The organism is Parabacteroides sp. AF27-14, from assembly GCF_003635425.1.
Classification (GTDB): Bacteria; Bacteroidota; Bacteroidia; order Bacteroidales; family Tannerellaceae; genus Parabacteroides; species Parabacteroides distasonis.
This window is the reverse complement of sequence record NZ_QTLZ01000001.1, coordinates 231,650-257,149: the sequence shown is the minus strand read 5'-3', so window position 1 is coordinate 257,149 and position 25,500 is coordinate 231,650. Positions and strand designations below refer to the sequence as shown.

16 protein-coding genes are annotated in these 25,500 nt (G+C 45.9%); 12 read left to right on the top strand and 4 right to left on the bottom strand.

The genetic code is table 11. The annotated features are described in order from the left end of the window. Positions 1-112: 112 nt before the first annotated feature. Positions 113-1,660 carry a M28 family metallopeptidase gene (locus DWY79_RS01015; RefSeq protein WP_005865866.1) on the bottom strand — a complete coding sequence of 516 codons (1,548 nt, stop codon included), beginning with the start codon at positions 1,658-1,660 and terminating at the stop codon, positions 113-115. 128 nt (positions 1,661-1,788) lie between these two features. On the opposite strand from DWY79_RS01015, the gene DWY79_RS01010 reads away from it, so the two are divergent. The 4 genes from DWY79_RS01010 to DWY79_RS00995 are packed head-to-tail and all read left to right on the top strand — an operon-like array spanning position 1,789 to position 7,729. Further along, positions 1,789-2,148 carry a hypothetical protein gene (locus DWY79_RS01010; protein ID WP_005861714.1) on the top strand — a complete coding sequence of 120 codons (360 nt, stop codon included), beginning with the start codon at positions 1,789-1,791 and terminating at the stop codon, positions 2,146-2,148. A gap of 48 nt (positions 2,149-2,196) precedes the next feature. Beyond that, positions 2,197-3,306: an efflux RND transporter periplasmic adaptor subunit gene (locus DWY79_RS01005; protein WP_122114961.1), complete on the top strand. Its 1,110-nt coding sequence runs from the start codon at positions 2,197-2,199 to the stop codon at positions 3,304-3,306. 6 nt (positions 3,307-3,312) lie between these two features. Further along, a complete protein-coding gene (locus DWY79_RS01000) occupies positions 3,313-6,426 on the top strand; it encodes an efflux RND transporter permease subunit (protein WP_121773394.1) in 3,114 nt (1,037 codons plus the stop codon). Positions 6,427-6,454: 28 nt separating this feature from the next. Continuing rightward, positions 6,455-7,729 carry a TolC family protein gene (locus DWY79_RS00995; protein WP_122368709.1) on the top strand — a complete coding sequence of 425 codons (1,275 nt, stop codon included), beginning with the start codon at positions 6,455-6,457 and terminating at the stop codon, positions 7,727-7,729. A 172-nt stretch (positions 7,730-7,901) separates the two neighbouring features. On the opposite strand, the gene DWY79_RS00990 is transcribed toward DWY79_RS00995, so the two are convergent. Further along, complete coding sequence (locus DWY79_RS00990; protein WP_122368708.1) at positions 7,902-8,165, bottom strand: hypothetical protein; 264 nt, start codon at positions 8,163-8,165, stop codon at positions 7,902-7,904. Positions 8,166-8,252: 87 nt separating this feature from the next. On the opposite strand from DWY79_RS00990, the gene DWY79_RS00985 reads away from it, so the two are divergent. Continuing rightward, on the top strand, positions 8,253-9,029 hold the full coding sequence (locus DWY79_RS00985) for an EFR1 family ferrodoxin (RefSeq protein ID WP_122368707.1): 777 nt from the start codon (positions 8,253-8,255) through the stop codon (positions 9,027-9,029). 20 nt (positions 9,030-9,049) lie between these two features. Then, positions 9,050-10,033 carry a TlpA disulfide reductase family protein gene (locus DWY79_RS00980; protein WP_121961633.1) on the top strand — a complete coding sequence of 328 codons (984 nt, stop codon included), beginning with the start codon at positions 9,050-9,052 and terminating at the stop codon, positions 10,031-10,033. Positions 10,034-10,134: 101 nt separating this feature from the next. On the opposite strand, the gene DWY79_RS00975 is transcribed toward DWY79_RS00980, so the two are convergent. Continuing rightward, a complete protein-coding gene (locus DWY79_RS00975) occupies positions 10,135-13,473 on the bottom strand; it encodes a glycoside hydrolase family 2 TIM barrel-domain containing protein (RefSeq protein WP_370449894.1) in 3,339 nt (1,112 codons plus the stop codon). 111 nt (positions 13,474-13,584) lie between these two features. Then, positions 13,585-14,139, bottom strand: a complete 555-nt coding sequence (locus DWY79_RS00970) for a DUF3332 domain-containing protein (protein ID WP_005865883.1) — start codon at positions 14,137-14,139, stop codon at positions 13,585-13,587. Positions 14,140-14,658: 519 nt separating this feature from the next. On the opposite strand from DWY79_RS00970, the gene DWY79_RS00965 reads away from it, so the two are divergent. The 6 genes from DWY79_RS00965 (at position 14,659) to nagA (DWY79_RS00940) (ending at position 25,393) form a co-directional block, all read left to right on the top strand. Next, positions 14,659-17,748, top strand: a complete 3,090-nt coding sequence (locus tag DWY79_RS00965; protein ID WP_005865885.1) for a TonB-dependent receptor — start codon at positions 14,659-14,661, stop codon at positions 17,746-17,748. Between the two features lie 30 nt (positions 17,749-17,778). Then, positions 17,779-19,386 (top strand): RagB/SusD family nutrient uptake outer membrane protein, encoded by a 1,608-nt coding sequence (locus tag DWY79_RS00960; protein ID WP_122368706.1) that lies wholly within the window; start codon positions 17,779-17,781, stop codon positions 19,384-19,386. 123 nt (positions 19,387-19,509) lie between these two features. Further along, positions 19,510-20,475, top strand: a complete 966-nt coding sequence (locus DWY79_RS00955) for an alpha/beta hydrolase (protein WP_005865889.1) — start codon at positions 19,510-19,512, stop codon at positions 20,473-20,475. 38 nt (positions 20,476-20,513) lie between these two features. Further along, entirely contained in the window at positions 20,514-22,463 is a 1,950-nt protein-coding gene (locus DWY79_RS00950; RefSeq protein ID WP_048928023.1) for an ABC-F family ATP-binding cassette domain-containing protein, read from the top strand. Positions 22,464-23,047: 584 nt separating this feature from the next. After that, on the top strand, positions 23,048-24,214 hold the full coding sequence (nagA, locus tag DWY79_RS00945) for an N-acetylglucosamine-6-phosphate deacetylase (RefSeq protein WP_008778038.1): 1,167 nt from the start codon (positions 23,048-23,050) through the stop codon (positions 24,212-24,214). Positions 24,215-24,226: 12 nt separating this feature from the next. After that, positions 24,227-25,393 carry an N-acetylglucosamine-6-phosphate deacetylase gene (nagA, locus tag DWY79_RS00940; protein WP_122368705.1) on the top strand — a complete coding sequence of 389 codons (1,167 nt, stop codon included), beginning with the start codon at positions 24,227-24,229 and terminating at the stop codon, positions 25,391-25,393. The last annotated feature ends 107 nt before the right edge of the window (positions 25,394-25,500 follow it).

The window sequence follows — 25,500 nt, the reverse complement described above, 5'->3', positions numbered from 1 at the left end:
GGCATATCCTTTTTCTATTTCTTATAATGGGCATTGTAAGTCTTTTATGATGCCCATCATAAGGAGCTTACAATAGGCATTGTAAACTCCTTATAATAGCGATCGTGCTGACCTACTCTTCGGTATATAAACCTTCTCTTGATAATTGCTTATCCAGATTCGCTACACCGAGGGCTATGATAGCGGTAACAGTAGCCGTATGTTCTTGGTATTCGGGGATGTTCTTTGTGTATAAATCCCGTTCCGTATGCCAGATTTCGCCGTAATCAAAATCATATCCTTTGAAATCCTCTGTGGTGAAACCTAATGTGGGGACACCTTCGATGGCGAAAACTGATGCGTCTGTTCCCCCCATGCGTGTCGGGCGTTTACGGGGTTCACGAACTTTTACCTCGAAAGGATAGTCCGGACGGATTTTTTGGATGGGTTCGCTGATCTTCACGAAATCATCATACATGGCTTGAGGGACGGAGATACCGACAGGAGGTTCCGGGCCACCGTCACGATTGAACAAATTAGCGATTTTGGGTAATTTATCCTTATGCGCTTTCACCCAAGCTTGTGCTCCTAATAAGCCAAATTCCTCACCGGCGAATCCGATAAATAAGATCGTGCGCTTAGGCTTGGCTCCGGATTTGGCGATCATGCGAGCGGCTTCCATCATCGGTCCGATTCCAGTACCGCAATCGATGCCTCCGGTAGCCACGTCGAAAGCATCTAGGTGACCGCTGATAATAACATATTCGTCCGGGTATTTGCTGCCTTTGATAGACGCTACGACATTATGGTATTTAACCGGGCCTAATTTAAAATGATTACGAATATCGAACTCTAGTTCGAATGTACGTCTCTCTTTCACCATTTGTTCGATGATCGCGAATTGATGCTCGTCTAATTTGATATCCGGAAGTTCCGGCAGATTGTCGAAGTTCGTATTCGGGTCGTTCATCATTTTCCGGTCGTATAACGCACGGATAGGTACGGTGGAGGATTGGATAAAACCTAAAGCTCCGGCCTCGCACATTTCCTTATAATATAATCCGGGGAATTCTTTATAAGGCAACATCTCGTTTTTCTCCCCGTTTTCCCAGTTGCGGCGTCTTAGATCATTGTTTTTCTTCATGATCTCGTTGTTCTCTTTCTTGATCTCCGCACGGATGGAATCTCCCGAGGCGGAGCGGTCGATAGGCCAACCTACATTTTTCCCTGAGATAAGAACCCAAGCACCATTTAATCTTCCTTTGATTTGCTGGAACTCCTCGTCGTTACGAGGCTCCATCACCGCATGCCCACGTTGCACGCCTTTCGTTCCGGAAGTGTAGGAAGGGGTGGCGAAATGCAGGATCATTCCGTTGTCGCTCAACAAGCGTCCGAACCAAGGTCCTCGATTAAAGCCGACAGGGACGGTACCGGCCTCTTCTAATTGGACATCGAGTCCCCAACTCTTAAACTCACGCACCATCCACTCGGCGGCGTTCTCATAAGCGTCGGAACCTATTAAACGTCCGCCAAAGCGGTTTGTAAGGATATCCAGCTGATGCATCACTTGATTATCGTTCTGACCCATCTCGATGATTTTTTTTACGGCAGCGTCCTGAGCTGGTACAGGGGAGACTGTCATGCAGGCTAATGCCGCACAAACAAGTAAGATTTTTCTCATAAAGTAGTGTTTATTTCATTGATATGACTGTTTATTATTCAGTGTATGCAAATAAAGGAATAAATTTTGACTTATTGCAAATGAAATGGCAGTTTCTTTTATAACTTTGCGGAGTAAACAGATGGTGAATGAAAACAATGCGTAGCTTGAAGTGGTTAAGACCCCTCTTGGTAGTACTCTTTATGAGTTACTACGTGGGTGGCACGGCCTTTACCCATACGCATCATTTCCTAAACTATAGTATCACTCACTCTCATCCCTATCTGCCGGGAGCCGATGGCTTGCCTCATCATGAGCATAGTACGGTAGCGTTTAATACGATTGAAGAGCTGACCGAATTGTGTATGGAGTTAATTCCGTACTTACCTTTGGTTATGGCTTGGGCGCTTTTGATGGTAGTGCTCGTCTTTCTAAAGAAAGAGGTTGTCTTGCGTCTTGTGCGGCGTGGCGAATCCCGTGCGCCTCCCTCGTTTGGTATAGTAATTTGAATCAAGCATTAGAATCACTTTTTATACTAAACATTTTACGCATCTTATATGAAATCTATATTTTTACTATTGCTTCCAGCGATAGTACTATGCTCTTGCCATACCCAAAAGCAAGAGGATGAGTCTGCGCATGCCGTAACACTCAAAGGGGATATTATACATATCGGTTCCGAATCTCCTGTTTTATCCAAGTTGACAAAGGAAACGGTTAAACGGGAACCTTACCGTATGGAGTTTACCACCTCGGGGGTCGTACAGGCGATTCCTTCTAATTACGCGGAGGTGGCTTCACCGGTAAGCGGGCGAATTACGAAATCGTTCGTTCGCTTAGGGCAGAAAGTGGCCCCGGGTAGTCCGATCTTCGAGATTAGCGCTCCCGCTGTTTATGAGGCGGGGAAATCTTATTACCAAGCTCGCCAAGAGATGGAACTGGCCTTGAAAAGCTTGAATCGGGAGAAAGACTTGATGAAAAACAAGGTTGGTGTCCAAAAGGAATTGGAAGAGGCCGAGGTGAATTACGAGTTAAAGAAAAAAGACTATGAGAATATGGTAGCCGCATTGAAAGTCTTTCAGATTAATCCGGATGAAATGGCTTTGGGGCAACCATTGATCGTTCGCTCGCCTATAGCCGGTGAGGTCGTGAAAGATCGGATCGTAATCGGGCAATATATGAAAGAGGACGCCGAGCCAGTAGCTGTCATCGCCGATTTGAGCAAGGTATGGGTGGTCGCCCATGTAAAAGAGAAGGATTTGAGTTTAATACAGGCTTTGGATGAGGTGGAAATTCGGTTGGTAGCCATGCCGGATAAACCGATATCGGGAAAGATTTATCATATCAGCGAGATGCTGGACCCCGATACCCGTTCGGTGGAGGTCTTGATCGAGTGCGATAACAGTACCCGTTTGATGAAACCGGAGATGTACGGCACGGTCAAGTTGAGCGACCGTGAGGCGGAGGTAATCCGTATACCTACTTCCGCTATCTTGCAGGAAGAGGAGAATATGTACGTATTGGTGGAATTGGGGAATAACGATTATCGGAAACAAAAGATCGAGACCGGCCTTACTGAAGATGGCAAGACGGTGGTTTTATCCGGCTTGAACGTAGGTGACGAGATCGTAGCTACGGGAGCGTTTTATTTACTTGACGCACGCTAACGGATTATGAAAAGGATTATTTACTTGGCGATACATCGGCGAGGACTGATGTTCGTGTTATTTCTGTTCTTAGCGATCGTTGGTTATTATTCTTGGACGCGGTTGGCGATAGATGCTTATCCGGATATCGCCGATACCACCGTGCAAGTCGTGACGCAAGTTCCCGGATTGGCCGCCGAGGAGATCGAGCAACAAATCAGTATTCCGATCGAGCGGGCTATGAATGGTCTGCCGGGACTAAACGTAATGCGTAGCAAGAATACGTTTGGTTTATCTACGGTCGTATTGGTTTTTGATGATGGTATTGAGGATTATTGGGCCCGGCAACGTGTACAAGAGCGGTTGGTAGACGTGGAGCTTCCTTATAATGCGGTTCCCGGCTTAAATCCTTTGACTTCGCCGACGGGAGAGATCTTTCGTTATGTGGTGGAAAGTGACCGTTTAGACTTGAGGGAGTTGACCGATTTGCATAAATGGGTAATTATTCCGAGACTGAAACAGGTTACGGGTGTAGCGGATGTAAGTAATTACGGCGGTATCACTACCCAATATCAGATCGAGGTGAACCCTTATAAGATGGAGCAATACGACATTACCTTAGGGGATATTACGGAAAAGATAGAGAAGAATAACGTGAACGCCGGTGGTAGTATGTTAAGCCGGGGGGATTTGAGTTATGTGATCCGTGGAATCGGTCTGGTTAAGGACTTGGAAGACTTGGGACATATCGTGATCAAGACCGTGAATGGTGTCCCGGTCTACTTGAATGATATCGGTAAACTGAAATACGGAAACTTGGAGCGTAAGGGCGTTTTAGGTTTTACGGACGATACCCGTGATTACTCCGATGGCGTGGAAGGTATCGTGCAAATGCTTAGGGGGGAGAATCCGTCCCGGGTGTTGGATGATGTGCATAAGGCGGTAGACGAACTAAATAACGAGACACTTCCCGAGGGAACCCGTATCCATCCGTTTATGGATCGTACGGATTTGGTTAATACGACCTTGCATACTGTATCGCATACGTTGTTCGAGGGTATGGTACTGGTTGTCTTAGTACTGATCTTATTCTTGGGGAGTTGGCGTGGCGCTTTGTTGGTGGCCTTAACCATTCCCTTGTCTCTATTGATTGCCTTTATCTTGATGCATGTTACGAATATTCCTGCGAACCTACTTTCCCTAGGCGCTATAGACTTCGGTATTTTGGTAGACGGAGCGATCGTGATGATGGAGACGGTCTTGAAGAAAAGGGAACGGCATCCGGATGAGGTATTGACGGAAGATTCGATCTTGCGCCGTACGACTGAGGTGGCTCGCCCGATCTTTTTCTCTACATTAATTATTATAACGGCCTATCTTCCTTTGTTCGCTTTTGAGCATATTGAGAAGAAATTGTTTACGCCGATGGCTTATACCGTAGGGTATGCTTTGCTGGGCGCTTTGTGCGTGGCCTTGTTCTTGATTCCGGGATTGGCCTTTTATGCGTATCGTAAGCCGGGAAAGATTTACCATAATCGTTGGTTGGAGAAACTTTCCACGGCTTATCATTCACAAATTGCCCGATTGATGGAGAAGCCAAGACGGGTTATTGTACCGTTACTGGCGATATTGCTGGGAGCGGGGATTTTAAGTTATACCGTAGGAAAAGACTTCTTGCCTCCGTTGGATGAGGGGGCGATCTGGATACAGGTACAGCTTCCTCCTGGTATTTCCATTGAGAAATCTAAGGAGATGGGGGCAGAGCTTCGGAAGACTTTGAAAGAGTTTAAGGAAGTCTCATATGTAATGACCCAAGTAGGTCGCGATGATGAGGGGGCGGAAGCGTTCTCACTCTCCCATGTGGAGTGTGGCGTGGGATTGAAGCCCTATAGTACATGGGAGTTCGGTAAGACGAAAGCGGATTTGATCGAGGAGATGGCAGCTAAGTTGGAGACTATGCCCGGCTACTCGGTCGGTTTTTCACAGCCGATCATCGATATGGTGATGGATCAGATCGCCGGGGCTCATAGTGATTTGGCGTTGAAGATCTATAGCGATGATATTACGGAAAGTCGCCATATCGCGGATCAAGTCGCTAATGTGTTGAAGGAAATACCGGGTGCTGCCGACGTAGCGGTAGATCAAGAGCCTCCGTTGCCGCAATTGCAGATTATCGCGGATCGTGCCCGTATCGCCCAGTATGGCTTGAACGTGTCGGATGTGGCTGATTTGATTGAGTTAGCGATCGGTGGAGCCTCTATTTCCCAGATATTTGTCGGAAGTAAAAGTTATGACGTGATTTGTCGTTTCGATGACGCTAGCCGCAATTCTCCCGAACGTATCGGTAATCTATTGCTGACTACCGGTTCCGGTACGAAGATTCCTCTTTCGCAAGTAGCGGAGATTAAGATGACAACCGGTGCCAGTACGATTACCCGTGAGATGAATAAGCGGCACTTGACGGTACGGGTTAATTTACGTGGCGTGGACTTGACGGCGTTCTTGAATAAGGCGAATGCGTTGATTGATAAAGAGGTGAAATACGATCATGATTCCGTGCATTTGAAATGGGCCGGACAGTTCGAGAACCAGCATCGTGCGTATGCCCGTTTGGGGGCTGTGGTTCCTTTGGCGTTGGGACTGATGCTGCTTCTGTTGTTTGCGGCTTGCGGTAAATTCCGGCAGGCGGCTTTGATGATGAGTGTCGTTCCCTTGGCTTTGTTTGGTGGTATGTTGGCGTTGAATGTGCGGGGAATGACATTGAATGTTTCCTCGGCGGTTGGTTTTATTGCCTTGGTCGGTGTCGCTATCCAAAATGGCGTGATCATGATTTCCCATATCAATAACTTACGTACAAGGGAACGAGATTTGAAAGATGCGGTGATAACGGGAACTAAGCACCGTTTCCGTCCGATCTTGATGACGGCTACGGTTGCGGTCTTGGGATTGCTTCCTGCCTCTGTTAGTACAGGTATCGGTTCGGACGTGCAGCGTCCCTTGGCTACGGTAATCGTTTACGGGCTTTTATTTGCTACGGTTATTACGCTTTATGTACTTCCCGCTTTATACTATATGATCGAGAAACATTATGAGGGGAAGGATTTGACGCCGGTATCGGAGGAAAAAGAGCTGCACGCTTAATCCGGAGGTGGAATTAAAAAGATATACTATGTTTAGATTAGAAGATATGAAGAAATATATAATCCTGTCGTTACTCTGCGGATGCTTATCCGTGAATGCCCAGACCATGGTTCCGCTTACGTATCGGCAATATATGGAGCGGGTTGCGGAAGGCAACCTTGAGTATGCGTCGGAGAAATTGAATGTGCCGGCCGCTAAGGCTGAGGTAACGGTGGCAAAGGTGTTTAACGATCCGAACCTTTCCGTGTCTTATTTCAATAATGAGAATAATTCCTTGCAAATGGGAGAAGGTGTTGAAGTAGAACTGAGCAAAACTTTCTCTTTTGGAAAACGGGGTGCGAATATCTCATTGGCACGTAGCGAGAGTGAGTTGACCGAGGCTTTGTTGGCCGATTATTTCCGGAATCTCCGGGCAGACGCTACGATTGCTTATATGGAAGCCTTGAAGCAACATGAGTTGTATAAGGTAAAGGAGAATGCCTATGAGAATATCCGGACATTGGCGGAGAGCGACAGTATCCGTTTCTCATTGGGGCAAATCCGTGAGGTGGATGCTACGCAGAGCCGGGTAGAGGCCGGGGTCTTACGAAACGAGTTGTTGCAAGCCGGAGCGGAATTAAAGAATGCTTTCTCGAACTTAAACTTCTTGACGGGGACTTTCAGTACGGATACTTTATTTCACCCAGAGGCTGAGTTACGTACGGAGCCTCGGGATTTTATCCTTGCCGACTTAATCACGGCGGCAAGCGAGGGGCGTACGGATTTGGTAGCCGCCTTAAAAAACAAGGAAGTGGCCGCTAGAGCCTTGAAAGTAGCTCGCCGGGAGCGGAATACGGATGTGGATTTGTCTATCGCCGTAAGCCGTAACGCCCGGGTTTATAATGAGGAAGCCCCGGCACCTCCTTTTACCGGAGTGACGGCAGGTATCGCTGTTCCTTTGAAATTCTCTAATTTCAATAAGGGAACGGTTCGTGCCGCTCGTTATCGGGAGCAACAGGCGGAAGCGCAATATAAGCAGGCTCTTTTGCAAGTACAGACGGAGGTGATGCAGGCATATCGTAATTATCAATCTTTCGCCGAGCAAGTTAATCATTATGAGGATGGGCTTTTAAGGCAAGCTCGTGAGGTGATGGATGGCAAGATTTACAGCTATAATAGGGGGGAAGTCTCTTTGTTGGAAGTCTTGGACGCCCAGCGTACTTACGATGAAGTACAAGCTCAGTATATTGAGACGCTGTTTAATTACAGCTCAGCCTTGGTCGAATTAGAACGTTCGGCGGGTATTTGGGATATTGAGATTTGATTTGCGCTATAATTCAGAAAAGTAACAAGGGATAAATTGTAAGACGCTTACATTTCTATCCCTTGTTATTTTATCTGAATAAATCCATCAGTTTATCCGGTAATTGCCTAGTATCGAATATCTGATATTTCAGTAAATGATTCTTCTGCATGTTTAGACCATTGGATTTATTTTACCATGAAGCCAACTTTTTTTGTAGTTTTTTCTTCAGCGCTTTTTGCGTACAATAATCCCCATTGTTGAAATCTACTTCAGATTCAGCTATCTTACAAGTTAATTCAGCCTCGTCTGGTGCCCAAGGATAAAGGCCCTCCTTTTGCTTGGCAAGGCATAGACGTTTTATATAGGTCTCCACTTTCGATAATCTTTCCTCATCCATGCCTTTTATCAAGTCATAGAGATATTCTTTCCGTAAATTTAATTCCATCGTTGTCATAAGATTTGTTTTTTAGGTTTCTTAAACTAGACAAAGATAGCGTATGTATTTGGATATTATGTATTTTTGCATCTAAAAAATGAGCGCATGATATTCTACTTTACAGGGACAGGAAACTCCCGTTGGGTTGCGGAAGCGTTAGGAACGGCTTTCGATGAGCCGTTGGTTTCCATTGCCGATGCGTTGAATGAGGGTAAGGATGAGAATGTTTATCCATTGAGGGAGAGGGAGAAAGTGTTTTTTGTGTTTCCTGTCCATTCTTGGGGGCCGGCTGTATTGGTGTCCCGTTTTATTTCCCGATTGATCCTATCTGGCTATAAAGGGCAAGAGGTTTATTTCGTCTGTACTTGTGGTGATGATTGTGGATATACGGATCGGATCATGAGGAATACCTTGGCGAGACGGGGAATTACACTAACTGGAGGATTCTCTATACAAATGCCGAATAATTATATCTTAATGCCCGGCTTCGACGTGGATAGTAAGGAGGTAGAGACTGAAAAACTGAAAAAAGCACCGGAACGTGTAGACGAGATCGTAGAGGCGATCCGGCAGAAGAAAAATCCCTCTTTGTATTGTGCGGGAAGTGTCCCTCTTTTGAAGAGCTATATGGTCTATCCGTTATTTACTCACTTTGCGATAGGCAGCAACCGATTTTATGCTACGGATACCTGTATCTCTTGCGGTATCTGTGCGAAGGTTTGTCCGACCGGTACGATTTCCCTGTCGGGTGACGGAAAACCGGAATGGGCTGATACTTGCGTTCAGTGCGTTGCCTGTATTCATCGTTGTCCGGTGCGTGCGATAGAATATGGGACGATCTCGTTGAAAAAGGGACGTTATCATCACCCAGAGTTTAAGTAATCAATAAATAGAATAGAGAAATGAAGCAATTTTGTATGATGGCGCTTGCCGGCCTTTTGGTGGTTGGTTGCCAAGAAGTTCCAAAAGGATATGTTATCAATGGCGAGGTAGAGAATATGCCCGACGGTAAAATTTATTTGAAGTCATTCCGTAATAAAATGTTCTTTGACGTGGATACGGCAGAGGTAAAAGACGGGAAATTCACCTTTAAGGGTGAGGTAGATCAGCCTTTACTTTTTGGTTTGGCAACCGAGAATATGAACTATCCGGTTCAGCTCTTCTTGGAGAATACGGATATGAATGTCAAGATCGGGAATGACGGGGAGACCATCACCGTACGGAACTCGCCGGTGAATGATATCTTTCAAGAAAATGCGGAGAAGGTATTTGAGGAAGGGTATGATATTGACAGTTTGATCTCGAAATGTCCGGATTCTCCGGCGGCGGCGTTCTATCTATATCGTTATTTTACCTACCAATTATCTTTGGATGATTTGAAGGCGACTCGTGCGAAGATTTCCCCGGCATTGGCGAATAGTCCTTATGTGAAGGACTTGGACGGTATTATCAAGCAATTAGAACACGTACAGATCGGACAAGTCGCTCCGGAGTTTTCCTTGCCGGATACTGCAGGAGTTTCTGTGTCATTGTCGGACTTTAGGGGAAAATATGTGTTATTGGATTTTTGGGCCTCTTGGTGTCCCCCGTGTCGCAAGGAAAACCCTAACGTGGTAAATGCCTTCCAGCAATATAAGGATAAGAACTTTACGATCGTAGGTATATCCTTGGACAAGGATAAGGCTAAATGGCAGAAAGCGATCGCTGACGATCATCTGACTTGGGCTCACGTTTCCGACTTGAAATATTGGGATTCTGAGATCCCTGCTCTTTATGGGGTACGGGGTATTCCGGCAAATGTGTTATTGGATCCGAATGGGGTGATCATCGCCAAGAATATCACTGGAGAAGACTTACAGAATACCTTGAAGGAAGTGATTAAATAAGGATACGTTACTGCAAAGCCGTTGCAGTAGTATAAACAAAGGGAGTGTATTGGATTAAGCCTAATACACTCCCTTTTTTATGGATAAGTTATGACTTTTCTTTATTTAAGCGGAATAAGGGTAAAGCCCCAGTTGTATTCCCGGTTTGCGGGTAATGTATAAGCTGGTTCCGGACGTGAACCCCAGCTATCATAACCTGCTACACCTTGTTGTTTCAAGTCGACGCAAACCTCAACGAAGTCGCGAGGCGTGATATCGTTGATATGATGCTGGCGACGTAATACGTTCTTTGCTGCGGCTTCATCATGATTCGCTACTTGCTCTGGTGTGAAATTACTCCATTGACGGGATAGGCCAGTCGCTTCCTCGTCATCGAAATCCTCTATGGAATTACGCAAAGCGTTAAATCCAATCGTATTATCCGCTTGGATCAACAAGCCTTTCTTGCCGGTACTAAGTGATACCCAACGAGTGTCGGTATGATGACCGTTTTCCTGCGGGCGTACATATGGGAAATATAATTCCTCGGCTGTAGATTTATATAAGCCGACCATACTACCGGCGTTTCTATCCAAGTAGTTCTCAGCAGGTCCTCGTCCGAAATATTCCACTTGATTCATGCTTGCCGGTAAGCGGAAGCGAACACCGATACGGGGAACATTCAATTTGGAAGCCTCTTTACGGGCGGCGTCACGTCCCGGAGTGAAAGTTGCCGTGCGAGTAGATTCCGATACCTCGGTTTGGGCGGCATCCATATCCGTGGATGTGAAACGGGCGGCCACATTTACGGCTCCGCTTGGATAGATCGTATAATTAACAATGTATAGATTTCCTGCCGGCAATAAATAGTTCACGTTAACCACGGCGTTATTGCCATCCATAGTGACGGTAGCGTCTGTTACGTTGAAGTTCTTGCTGCTTTCCTTCCATACTTGTAAGCGTTTTGGCATACCATTTCCGTAATCGTTATCGGTCGGCGCACGCCAGAAGTTCGGTTGGATGCCGAAACCTTCGCTAAAATATTCCGTACCATCCACTTTATAAGAAGTAACGATTCCTGTCTTCTTGTTAAATATGAAGTTTACCTTTGAGGAGGATGCCGATAAGTTATCTCCATTTGTCGAAACCGTTAATTTAGGGCCGCTGGTCTTAAACGCCTTCTTGGGGCTTTCGATCGGTAAGCGGAATTGATCGCAAGCGATTTCGTGTCCGATAGGGATTAACGGCTCTTTTTCTACGGTCGTTACGTTGAAGTTTACGAAATATTCCGTACCGGCTTGTGGCTTTAAGTTGCCTACGGGAACCGTAAATTCCTTAGAAGCTTGGGGTTCTATGTCCAAAGAGACTTTACCGGAGCGTACAACTTTATTATTGGCTGTTACGCTATAGTGGACCATATATTTCTTTAGGTTCGTGAAATAAAAACGGTTCGTGACGCGGAATAAACCGTTCGCTAAATCGATCGCCTCAAACCCGATATTTTGATGGGCGTATTTAACCTCTGCCATAGCGGGATGCGGGGTACGATCCGGGTTTACTATACCGTTGCAAAGGAAGTTTCCGTCACTAGGGGCGTTTACTCCATAGTCACCACCATAGGTATAATATTCACGTCCATTCTTATCTTTTTCCAAGATACCTTGGTCCACCCAGTCCCAGATGAATCCGCCTTGCAGGTTCGGGTATTTATAGATAGCTTTCCATTGATCCCATAAGTTACCGGAAGAGTTTCCCATCGCATGTGAATACTCCGAAGGAGCTACCGGACGATCACTACCCTTACGCCCGATTTCCTCTAGCCATTCAGCGCTCGGGTATTGAGGTACGTACATATCCGTATTCCATTCCCAAAGGGCACGTTCGTAGTTCACCGGACGATTCATGCTATTTATTTCCTTGTCTTTCAGATATAAATAAGTTTGATAGAAGTTGTATCCGTTTCCAGCCTCGTTTCCGAGTGACCAGAAAGCAACGCTCGGATAATTCTTGTTTCGTTCGTACATATTCATCGTACGGTCCATATGCGGGATCAGCCATTCCGGATTATTACCCAAAGTGCCGCCTTTTTTCAGGCTGTAATACATACCGTGAGACTCGATATTCGCCTCATCGTAAACATACAATCCGTATTCGTCGCAGAGTTCATAGAATTTACGGTCTTGCGGATAGTGGCATAGGCGGACAGCGTTGATATTGTTTTGCTTCATCAGCTCGAAATCCTTACGCATGAGTTCCTCGGTTACGTAATGTCCGGTTTCCGGGTTATGCTCATGGATATTGACACCCTTGAACTTAACCGGTTGCCCATTGAACAATAAGACCGTATAAGGTTTTCCGTCTTCCGCTACTTGGTCGATTTGCTTCATCTCGAACCGGCGGAAACCAACGTTGAATGGAACTACCTCGATTACCTTACCCTCTTCTTTTATCGTCATCAATAATTTGTATAGATTCGGATGCTCGGCACTCCAAGGGGCTACGTTCTTTAAATCATACTCGAAAGATGCTGTTTGAGGACTTGCAGGACTTACCCATATATCATTAGCCTCGGAGGTCACAAGATTACCTTTTGCGTCCAAAAGCTCATATCCGACATTTAAATTTTTCGTTTCTTGGGTATGATTCTTTAAGTCTACCGCCAGTTTGAAGATTCCGTTCGTATACGTATCGTCCAAGGTTGAGACGACACGGAAATCTTGAATACTGGCCTTAGGTTGAGACCAAAGGAATACGTCACGTTCGATACCGCTCATTCTCCAGAAATCCTGACATTCCAAATAAGAACCGGTGCTCCAACGGAATATCTTTAATGTAAGCACATTCTTCCCGGGTTGCAGGTATTTATTGATCAGGAACTCGGCGGGATTTTTGGAATCCTCGCTATAACCCACTTCTTTCCCGTTTAAATATACGTAAAGGCCGGATTTAGCTCCGCCGATGTGTAAATAAATATCCCGGTTATCCCAATTTGCGGGTATCTCGATGTCCCTGCGGTATACGCCAACCGGATTCGCTTCCGGCAATAACGGAGGTTGGGGATTTCTTGGTTTAAACTCGTAACCATGATTCGTATAAATGGCTACGCCATGTCCTTGTACTTCCCAGTTTCCGGGAACGGTTATATCATCCCATGAAGAGGTATTAACGGAAGGATCTGTGATATTTTGAGGAAGATCTTTGTAAGAGTCGACAAAGAAAAATTTCCAAGTACCGTTTAATAGGGAATAGTACGGGCTTTTCTCAAATCGAGAGGTGAGGGCGGTTTCCCGGTCCGCATAACTCATGAAGGAGCTTCTGGGTTTTTCCTTGTTTACGGCTACGACTTGAATGTCTTGCCAATAAGGTTTTACGGGTTGGGGTGAAGAACCGTCCGCATAAGCCATTCCGGAAATAAGGCAACCTAATGCTCCGGAAAGCATCATTTTTTTGATAGAGTTCATATTCATCGTATTTTATTTAGATTAGCACTGGGGAATTGAAAATTGAGAATTGAGAATTGAAAATTACGTAGAGTCACTTCTAATTTTCAATTCTCAATTCTCAATTTTCAATTATTTAGCTGCATAGTAAGAATATCCGTTAGCTACTTGCTGGAATGCTAAAACCCCAGATTGGCTTAACTCGACATTCATTTCTTTTCCGTCCGGTAGGTACATGACAACTTCGTCATTGCCATTGAATTTTAACAATTTTGTGCTTTCACCGTCAGCCTCTACATTCCAGCTTTGATCTGCTTCGTTGAAAACTAAGTCAAGCGCTTTCTCGTCGCCTTCCTTTTGGATATGGTATCCGTCAACTTTTGTTTCTACGGTATAAACGCCGTCTTTACCATCGATTGTTTTAACGTTACCTACATCTGCTACAGGATTACTTCCGCTCCAAAATTCGATAGAGTTGATCACAAGGACATCAGCCAAAGCGGAAATCTCGTAAACCGGGACAATCCAGAAAGCAATGAACACTAGCTCATTAACAAACTTACTGTCGATGCTTCTATTCCACGTTAAAAGTTTGTTTGTTAAACCAAAAGATCCTATACAGGACGAAAATAGGATACTACTTGCCACCGTAGTCGCTAGTAATAAAGTTAAGCTTTTCTTTTTCATAATTTAATAATTAGTTATTACAAGGGACGAAGATAACAACTTTTTCATGATAAATAGTGGTTATAAAGGAATAAATGGAATAAGTGCCTTAATATTAATCAAGCTTCTATTAAGTACGTAGTTCTGGCGGAACTCCGTTTATTACTCATATACACTAACTTTATGTTTGAATTTCAAACCATATACCTCTTTGATGTCCATAGCTCCATACTAAAAAAGATTATGGTTGGAAAGATTGTTTGTTAAATATTTTAATAACTAGATGGTGTTGTTTTAGATTCGTATGCGAAAAATTAGTCTTTTTTGTTTTATAATTAAAAATAGTGCTATATTTGCTGCGTCTAATGATTATAAGTTCCGCCAGAACGATGAAGAAGTGCTTTCATGGTAGTTAACCGAGGATTTATAATTATACATTAATGATTTAGAAGAGTGAATATTATAAGAAACGAGATCTAAAATAGTATGCCTTAAGTCTTATAATAGTAACAGCTATTTAATAAACAAAAAACGATTCTTATGTTGAAAATTGTAAGACCTGTCAGTTTTGTTCTATTGTCTGCAGCGTTTTGTTCCGGGGGTGTGGTTCATGCTTCTGATCGTGCGGCGATAACTCCGAGGGTAGGTATTTCCCAGCAAGAAGGTAGTTTGAAGGGAACGGTTAGTGACAGTTTTGGCCCTGTGGCCGGAGCGTCAATAGTTGTAAAAGGTACTACGAATGGTACTGTAACCGACATGAATGGTAATTTCGTGTTGGATGTGAAGAAAGGGGATGTGATCCAAGTATCCTTTATCGGTTATCTAACTCAAGAATTCAAATATAATGGAGAGCCTTCCATCAATGTGTCCTTGCAGGAAGATACCCAGAAATTAGATGAGGTGATCGTTGTTGGTTATGGTACGCAACAGAAGGCGAACTTGTCGGGAGCGGTAGCCCAATTGGATAGCAAGGAGTTGACAAGCCGTCCTATCTCTAACGTGTCTTCCGGTCTTCAAGGTATGATGCCGGGTGTAACCGTTACCTCGGGTCAAGGCCGTCCGGGACAGGATGGTAGTACGATCCGTATCCGTGGTGTCGGTACTTTGAACTCTGCCAGCCCATATATCTTGATCGATGGTATCGAGAGTGGCTCCATGAATGATATCGATCCGAATGATATTGAGAGTATTTCTGTATTGAAAGACGCTTCTTCCGCCGCTATTTACGGTTCGAAGGCTTCTAATGGTGTTATCTTGATCACGACAAAACGTGGTAAGACGGGTGCTCCTCGTATTTCTTATAACGGATATGTGGGTGCCTCGAAAGCTACTTCCATGATTGATCGTGTCAGCTCAGCCGATTACGCACGTTTGTGGAATCGTTTCGAGCCGGGACGTTATAGTGACGAGGACATCCGGATGTTTGAGGATGGCTCTGATCCTTACGGACATCCTAATACGGACTGGAATGATGAGGCTTATCGGACAGGTTTGTTGCATAAGCACAATGTTAGTATTACAGGAGGTGCGGAGAACGTGAAGTATATGGCTTCGGCCGGATATTTAGGGCAGACGGGTATCCTTCCTAACTCAGATCGTAAACAGTTTAACGGACGTACGAATCTGGATATGCAGTTGACGAAGAAACTGGCTGTTCGGATGAACATGTCTTTTATTAAGAATGACTTCTCGGATCCGAATGCTAGCTATTATGGTGGTTCTTCCGACCAGATTATCCGTCAATTGAATATTATTAGCCCGATGATCCCAGTCAAGGATAAGGATGGCAAATACGGACAAACTAACGATGGTAACCCTATCGCATGGTTGGATTCCGGGCAGACGGTGGATAATTGTAACCAGAATTTTACGGGGGCACTTTCTGTTGATTATGATATTATTGATGGGTTGAAGGCTACTGTGACGGGTGCCTACGTGAACGAGGACCAACGTCATACGGAGCGAGTCCTGAGCATACCGGATGATCCGGCATCTGCGTCTCGTACCACTTCCTTGGTTGAACGTTTCGTGAATTGGAAACGTTATAATTTCGATGCTTTGCTGAATTACAGCAAGAACTTTGGTCAGCATGGCTTGAAAGTGATGGTAGGTTATCATGCGGAGAAGTATGAGGTTAGCAAGAATCAGATGCAGAGGAATAATTTCCCGAGTAATAGCCTGAATGATATGGATGCCGGTGGGGCTTCTACACAAACAAATGATGGTTTGAGCCGAGAGCTTGCCATGCTTTCCTATTTTGGGCGTATTAATTATGATTTTGCGGGAAAATATTTATTAGAGGCAAACTTCCGTGCGGATGCTTCCTCTCGTTTTGCTCCGGGACATCGTTGGGGATATTTCCCTTCTTTCTCCGGTGCTTGGCGTATCAGCGAGGAGGAGTTTATGGAAAGTACGCATGATTGGTTGAGCAGTTTGAAGATTCGTGCTTCTTGGGGTATGTTAGGTAATCAAGACGCCTTAAATAAATCGAATCCTTGGGAGAACCAATATTATCCTTGGATGCAGACTTATAATTTGGATGGTAATTATCCTATGGGAGGCAACTTGACGACGGGATATTATCAGAAAGCCTATCGTATCGAGGATTTGTCATGGGAGAAATCTACGACTTGGGGTATTGGCTTGGATGCGGTTATTAATCATGTGACTTTCACGTTTGATTACTATGATCGCAAGACTACGGATATCATCATGGAGGTACCGGTCCCGACTGAGTTTGGCTTGGATCCTTATTTCGACAACGTGGGTTCTATGCGTAACCGAGGTGTCGAGGTACAGCTAGGTTATAACAATAAGTGGAATGACTGGTCATTGAATGTGATGGGAAATATGGCCTATAATAAGAACAAGATCGAGGATTTAGGAGGTGTAGACCGTATGACAAATCCTGATGACGGTGATTTGTGGCGTTTTGTTGGAAAGCCAATCGATTCTTACTATGTATATAAGGCTGATGGCTTTTTCCAATCTGACGCGGAGGCACAGCAATGGATGGATACCTATAAAGGAAAAGACGGCTACCCGTTCGGACAGGATTTCCAAGCCGGTGATTTACGTTATGTAGATACGAATGGAGATGGAAAGCTGGATGCGGATGACCGTGTATTGTCTAAGACTATCAATCCAGTTGTTACATTTGGTTTGAACTTGAATGTAGGCTATAAAGCATTTGACTTGACTTTGAACTTCACCGGTGCGGCTAATGTAGGCCGTGCGTTTACGAAAGAAGCGTTTGGTGAGTTCTCGGGTAGTGCCGGACATCCTTCTACTGCATGGCTGGATAGCTGGACACCGGAAAATACCAATGCAAGTATGCCGCGTGTAGCGGAGTCTAGAAAATCTCCGAGTGAGGCTTCTAACGTGATGTCTGATTTCTGGGTAATTAATACCAGTTACCTGCGTCTGAAGACATTGCAATTGGGATATACGCTTCCAAAGAGTGTGCTGAACGCTATCGGTTTGTCGAATGTACGTGTTTATTATTCTGCGGAGAATTTGTTTACGATAGATTCTATGCCATTGAACGTAGACCCGGAGACTGTTAGTTCCCGTTTGTCTAGCTACCCATTAGTGATGACAAATTCTTTTGGCGTAAATGTGACATTCTAATTAGTTAAGACCATTTAAATAGAAGATTTTATGAAACGATTATCAATATATATGTTGGCGGCTGGTATGGCTGCGTTATCTACTTCGTGTTCGGATTTTCTGGATACGGTGCCTAAGGATCAGTTGGCTCCCTCTACCACATGGCAGACAGAGGCGGATGCGAAGGGCTTCATAGTAGGCTGTTATAAGGATTTGCTAGATGGAAATACGTTGCTTTATCTGGATTGTGGCTCAGATATAGGCTATAATAATTTCCCTTGGGAAGGATTCCGCCCGTGGGGGGATGGGTCATTGTCTAGTTCTAATCCTGGGCAGATCCTTTATGATTACAAGTCGATTCGTAAGGCGAATACATTCTTGGAGAATGTAGACAAGGTGACGTTTTCTAGTGACGCTGTAAAAGCTAATTATGTGGCTCAAGCTAAAGCGATCCGTGCTTATAAGTATTTCTTGATGAATTGGTGGTATGGTGGTGTGCCTATTATTAGTTCTTATTCAAGTGCGGACGAGGCTAAAGTGGAACGCAATACGGAACAAGAGGTACGCGATTATATAGCTAAGGATTTAGACGAGGCCTTAGCTGGGATCGCGGAGGCTCCGGAGGCTCGTGGCTATATCGCTAAAGGTGCTGTTTTAGCTATCAAGATGCGTGAGGCTTTGTATTATGGTGATTGGCAAAAGGCAAAAGACGCAGCTAAGGCAATCATTGATTTGAAGCAGTATGAGTTGGATCCGGATTATACGAATCTTTTTAAGGTATCGGGAGTGGATTCTAAAGAGATAATCCTAGCGGATCAGAATATTGAGACGTTGGACGGATTGGGAACCATCGGGCAAATGTACAATAATGTAGACCAAGGCTGGTCTTCTATCGTCCCGACCCAGAATTTGGTGGATATGTATGAAATGTCTGATGGATTGACGAAAGAAGAGTCGAAGACTTATGACGCAAAGCATCCGTTCGCGAATCGTGACCCTCGTATGGCCATGACCATTTTATATCCGGGACGTGACTGGAGAGGTGATGTCTTGAATACTTTGAACGAGAAACTTCAAGATGGTACTGTCAACAAGAACTTCCCGACTTATACAGATAATGCTTCCAAGAGTGCTTTGACTTGGGCGAAATACTTGGATCCGATGGATCAATATGGAGATGTTTGGAGCTCGGGAGCTTGTCCGATCGTATTCCGTTATGCGGAGGTTCTATTGACGTATGCGGAGGCTGCGAATGAGTTGAGCGGTCCTTCTGATGAGATCTATGGTTATTTGAATCAGATCCGTCAGCGTGTAGGAATGCGGGAAGTGGATAAGGCTAAATATGGGACGAAGGATAAACTTCGTGAATTGATCCGTCGTGAGCGTACGGTAGAGTTGGCCGGCGAAGGCTTGCGTCGTGCGGACATCGTCCGTTGGCAGGAAGATGGAAAGATGCTTGCCGAGAAAGTCCTGAATGGTGATTTGTTACGTGTTACAGGAACGATTAATTATGGGGAGTCTGAGCCTACTAAACGTGCGGAAATCACGGGTACGGCTGTTATTGAGACTCGTCAGTTCTCTTCTCGTAACCGTTACTTGCCGATTCCTCAAACAAGCATGGATAAGAATCCAAACTTGAAACAGAATCCGGGGTATTAGTTTCCTATGAGATGTTAGATAAAAAGGGGGGGAAGGCCGAGAGGTTCTCCCCTTTTTTAGTTACATTTGGCGAATATTGAGATTGTATGTCTCATGTGCTTAAGTATATAAATTGATTCCGTTATGAAAAAGAAACTGATAGTTTTTGCCTGCTTTCTTCTCGTATCCTTGTCTTGTTTGCCGCAGTTGCCTGTACGGTTGAACGAGCGTTCGGTGGTGTTAAATACGTCTACCGGGGCATTAAAAGGGAAGATGGTAACTCCCAATCAGGAGTCCGGTTATCCTGTGGTATTGATTATACCCGGTTCCGGCCCTACGGATATGGACGGGAACTCCGCCGCCTTGCCGGGTAAGAATAACTCCCTTAAATACTTGGCGGAAGGGCTAGCGGGAAAAGGTATCGCTTCCTTGCGGTATGATAAACGGGGTATCGCCTCCAGCGCCTCAGCGGGAAAGGATGAGTATTCCATGCGTTTCGAGGACGGGATCAAGGACGCACGAGGCTGGATCGATTATTTGAGCCGGGATAAACGTATTTCCGGAATCTATGTGTTGGGGCATAGCGAGGGAGCGTTAGTCGGTATGGCGGCTTCGGTGGATAACCCGAAAGTGAAAGGATACATTTCGGTGGCAGGTGCGGGGCGTCCAGCCTATGAGATCGTGGAGGAGCAAATGGCGGGTCAGCCGGAAGTGATCCGGGACATGGTAAAGTCGATAAATGCGTCCTTGAAGGAAGGGAAGCTCGTACCGGACGTGCCGATCGGCTTACAATCCTTGTTCCGTTCGTCGGTACAGCCTTATATGATCTCATGGTATACGTATAATCCGCAAGAAATCATCAAAAAATTAAAAGTGCCGGTGTTGATTTTACAAGGGGATAAGGATATGCAAGTATCCGTAAAAGATGCCGAACTATTGAAGCAAGCCCAGCCTTCGGCGGATTATCATTTGATTGGAAATATGAACCATCTGATGAAGACCTGCGATACGATGGACCAGCAGAGGCAAATGGCTACCTATACCGATCCCGCCCTTCCGTTGCATAAGGATGTGCTGATATTAATTGAAAAGTTTGTGAGTAAACCTTGAACTGTTGTATCTTTGCGGTCATAAATTAAAGAGACAGTATGATTTCGGTTGAAGGACTAACAGTTGAGTTTGGCGGTTTTACGCTTTTTGATGACATTTCATTTGTAGTAAACAAGAAGGATCGTATAGCCTTGGTAGGTAAGAACGGTGCGGGTAAATCGACGATGTTGAAGATATTCGCCGGTTTGCAATCACCCACTTCCGGAACTGTTAGCGTACCGAAAGATGTTACTATCGGGTATTTGCCCCAGCACATGCAATTAGTTGATACCCGTACGGTGCGGGAGGAGGCGGAATGCGCTTTCGAGCATATCCATGAGATGGAGGAGGAGATCAACCGCTTGAATACCCAATTGGCGGAGCGTACGGATTATGACTCCGAGAGCTATCAAAAGCTGATCGATCGTGTCACGTACCTATCCGAGCATTTCCAGATGATGGGAGGAAACAACTACCATGCGGAGTTGGAGCGTACATTGGTCGGATTAGGCTTTAGCCGTAGCGATTTCGACCGCCCGACGTCTGAGTTCAGCGGAGGCTGGCGTATGCGTATCGAGCTGGCAAAGCTCTTACTCCGGCAACCGGACGTGTTGTTGCTGGACGAGCCGACGAATCATCTGGATATAGAATCCATCCAATGGCTGGAGAACTTTATCGCTACCCGTGCCAACGCCGTGATCTTAGTCTCGCACGACCGTGCCTTTATTGATAATACGACTTTCCGCACCTTGGAGATCGAATTAGGCAAGGTCTACGATTATAAAGTGAAATATTCGGAGTACGTCGTACTTCGCCAAGAACGCCGTGAGCAGCAGCAGCGCGCTTATGAGAACCAACAAAAGAAATTGGCCGATACCGAGGCGTTTATCGAGCGTTTTCGTTATAAAGCCACGAAGTCCGTACAGGTACAATCCCGCATCAAGCAATTGGAGAAGGTGGAACGTATCGAGGTAGACGATGTGGATACAGCCATGCTGCGGCTGAAATTCCCGCCCGCTCCCCGTTCCGGTTCCTATCCGGTGATCTGTGAGGAGGTGGCGAAGCGTTATGGCGATCATCTGATCTTCGACCATGTGACCTTGACGATCAATCGGGGCGATAAAGTCGCTTTCGTCGGAAAGAACGGCGAGGGTAAATCTACCTTGGTGAAATGTATCATGGGAGAGATTGCCGATTTCACCGGAAAGCTCCAATTAGGTCATAACGTGAAGATCGGTTACTTCGCCCAGAACCAAGCGCAGCTATTGAACGAGAATCTTACCGTTTTTGATACGATCGATTACGTAGCCCAAGGAGATATCCGCTTGAAGATACGGGATATCCTAGGCGCTTTCATGTTTGGCGGCGAGGCTTCCGATAAGAAGGTGAAAGTCCTGTCGGGTGGCGAGCGTACCCGTTTGGCGATGATCCGCTTGTTATTGGAGCCGGTCAACCTGCTGATTCTCGACGAGCCGACGAACCACTTGGATATGCGTTCGAAAGACGTGCTGAAAGACGCCTTGAGGGAGTTCGACGGCACGGTGATTCTGGTTTCCCACGACCGTGAGTTCTTGGATGGCCTAGTCGATAAGGTCTATGAGTTCGGTAACCAGAAAGTCGTCGAGCACTTAGGCGGCATCTATAATTTCTTGGAGCATAAGAAAATGGATAGCTTGCGTGAATTGGAACGTTCTACCGGGACGAGCACTTCCACATCCGGTACCGGTGAGGCTCAGGTATCTCAAAACAAGCTCTCCTATGAGGCAAGGAAGGAACTGAGTAAAGCGATTAAGAAAGCGGAGAAAGCAGTTGCCGAGGCCGAGGCCCGTATCTCGGAGCTTGAGAATGGCATTGCCGTTATCGAGGCGAAGCTGGCTACGCCGGAAGGTGCCTCCGACGCTTCTCTCTACGGTGAATATTCTGCCCTAAAAAAAGAACTTTCCGATGCGATGGATCTATGGACCGAACGGACAATGGAGTTGGAAGAGCTGAATACGCAGGATTCATGAAAAGGCTGCTAGTCAGTGAAAGGCTGCTTATCTGATCTTTTTGATCCAAATACTCCTGTTTTCGTGACAAGCGCTTGCCGTTGATGACGCAAAATAGCGGAAGGGAGAGTACGAGAGCTGGCTTTTAAAGGGGAGAATATCCCTTTTCTCATGCGTGATAGGCTGCGTTGGGCTACGCCAGTACTGTCATCGGCCGATGCGTATGCCGCCGTTGGGCATCGTGACTACTCAAGAATAGGGTTATGACTACTCGTGAATAGGCATTCTTACCCTGCTAGAACCCTATTGTAACCCTATAAATGATACCAATCTTTCCCTTTGATATGAATTAGGATGAATTGATTTCGCTAGAATAAAAGGCTATTTTCGGGTATAGAGTTGGCTATTAGTTGTTTGCTGAAATTTTCTTTCGGATTTGGAGGCGAGCAGTACTTAGGCCCGGAATATTCGGTTCTCCGGAGGTTCGGATTACAAAGTGTCATTTTGATTATTCCTTGAAAATAACCTTTAATAGCTTACTCGTTTTAAAAAGAAAGTCCTTAACTTTGCTATCCAAAGAAACGCGAAAGCTTAAAACTCATATCATGTTAACTCAGATCATTAATGGAAAGATTCTTACCCCGCAGGGCTGGCTGAAAGACGGCTCGGTACTGATAAGCGACAGTAAGATTTTAGAAGTAACAAACTGCGACTTAGCGGTAGTAGGGGCAACCTTGATAGACGCCAAAGGTATGTATATCGTCCCCGGGGGTGTGGAAATTCACGTGCACGGAGGTGGAGGCCGTGATTTTATGGAAGGTACCGAGGAAGCTTTCCGTGCGGCGGTAGCCACGCACATGAAACACGGTACGACCAGTATCTTCCCCACCTTATCCTCTTCTACCATCCCGATGATCCGTGCCGCCGCCGAGACCACCGAGAAACTGATGGCCGAGAAAGATAGCCCGGTTCTGGGGCTTCACTTAGAAGGACATTATTTCAATATGAAAATGGCTGGTGGACAAATCCCTGAGAATATCAAGAATCCCGATCCCGAGGAATATATCCCTCTGTTGGAGGAAACGCATTGCATCAAGCGCTGGGACGCCGCTCCGGAACTTCCGGGAGCGATGCAGTTCGGTAAATATATCACCTCGAAAGGCGTACTCGCCTCGGTAGGGCATACCCAAGCCGAGTTTGAGGATATCTTGACCGCTTATGAGGTAGGTTATACCCACGCCACCCATTTCTATAACGCCATGCCGGGCTTCCATAAACGCCGCGAGTATAAGTATGAGGGAACGGTGGAAAGCATCTATCTGCTCGATGATATGACCGTCGAGGTCGTTGCGGATGGTATCCATGTGCCGCCTACGATCCTTCGTCTGGTCTATAAGATAAAAGGTGTGGAACGCACTTGTCTGATCACGGATGCCTTGGCTTGCGCCGCCAGTGATAGCCAAGTCGCTTTCGATCCCCGTGTCATCATCGAGGATGGCGTGTGTAAGTTGGCCGACCGCTCGGCCTTGGCGGGTAGTGTCGCCACGATGGACCGCTTGATCCGTACGATGGTGCAAAAGGCCGAGATTCCCTTGGAGGATGCCGTGCGTATGGCCTCGGAGACTCCCGCCCGTATCATGGGCGTATCCGATCGCAAGGGAACCTTGCAGCGGGGCAAAGACGCCGATATCGTCTTGTTGGACCGTGACTTGAATGTCCGTGCGGTTTGGGCGATGGGTAAGTTGGTTGAAGGTACGAATAAACTATTCTAAACAAGAACGATTATGTTGACACAGATTATAAATGGCCATATCCTTACGCCGCAAGGATGGATGAAGGATGGTTCCGTATTGATTAGCGACGGGAAGATCTTAGAGGTTACAAATAGCGATTTAGCGGTGATTGGCGCCAAGGTGGTGGACGCGAAAGGAATGTCTATCGTCCCCGGTTTCGTGGCGATGAATATCCATGGCGGTGGGGGCTTCGACTTCTCCGAATGTACGGAAGAGGCTTTCCACGGTGCGGTAGCTGCCCATCAGAAGCATGGGGCCACGACGATATTCCCTACCGTGCTGGCTCCGGAAATCGGGGTGATCGATAAGGCGGTGGCCGTATGCGAGGAGATGATGAGGAAAAAAGACGGCCCTATCTTGGGATTGCATATCGAGGGACCGTATCTGAATCCGAAGATGGCGGCGAGCCTGTTTATCGATAAGGAGAATTCCGCCGACCCGAAAGAGTATAAAGAGATATTGGAACGCACGGATTGCATCAAGCGTTGGGATTCCAGCCCGGAGATACCGGGTGCGCTTGAGTTCGCCCAATACTTGAAGTCGAGGGGAATCCTATCCGCTATCTCGCATACGGAAGCGGAGTTTGATGATATTAAGACCGCTTACAATGCCGGTTTCACGCATGCGGCTCATTTCTATAACGCCATGCCTGGTTTCCATAAGCGTCGTGAATATAAGTACGAGGGAACGGTGGAAAGTGTTTTCTTGATGGACGATATGACGGTAGAGGTGATTGCTGACGGGCGTCATTTACCCTCTACGATCCTCCGATTGGTCTATAAGTTGAAAGGAGTGGAACGTACTTGCTTGGTTACGGACGCTCTCTCATGCGCAGCCAACGAGGGTAAGCCGTTATCCGATCCCCGCATTATCATTGAGGATGGCGTATGCAAGTTGGCGGATCATTCTTCATTGGTGGGAAGTATCGCCACGATGGACGTACTGGTACGTACGATGGTGCAGAAGGCTGACATTCCTTTGGCCGATGCAGTCCGTATGGCTTCCGAGACTCCGGCCCGCCTGATGGGGGTAAGCGATTGCACCGGAACCTTGCAAAGAGGGAAGGACGCGGATATCGTGATCTTGGATCGTAAGTTGAACGTGCGTGCGGTATGGAGCATGGGAAACTTAGTTCCGGAGACAAATACATTGGTCTAAACACGTTAATAATAAAGAGAGGGGCTGTCTTGGCTGGCCGGGACGGTCCTTTTTTATTTTTAGGCGATATAGATCAAACCTTTCGGCTAATAAATTTGTTCTATCAA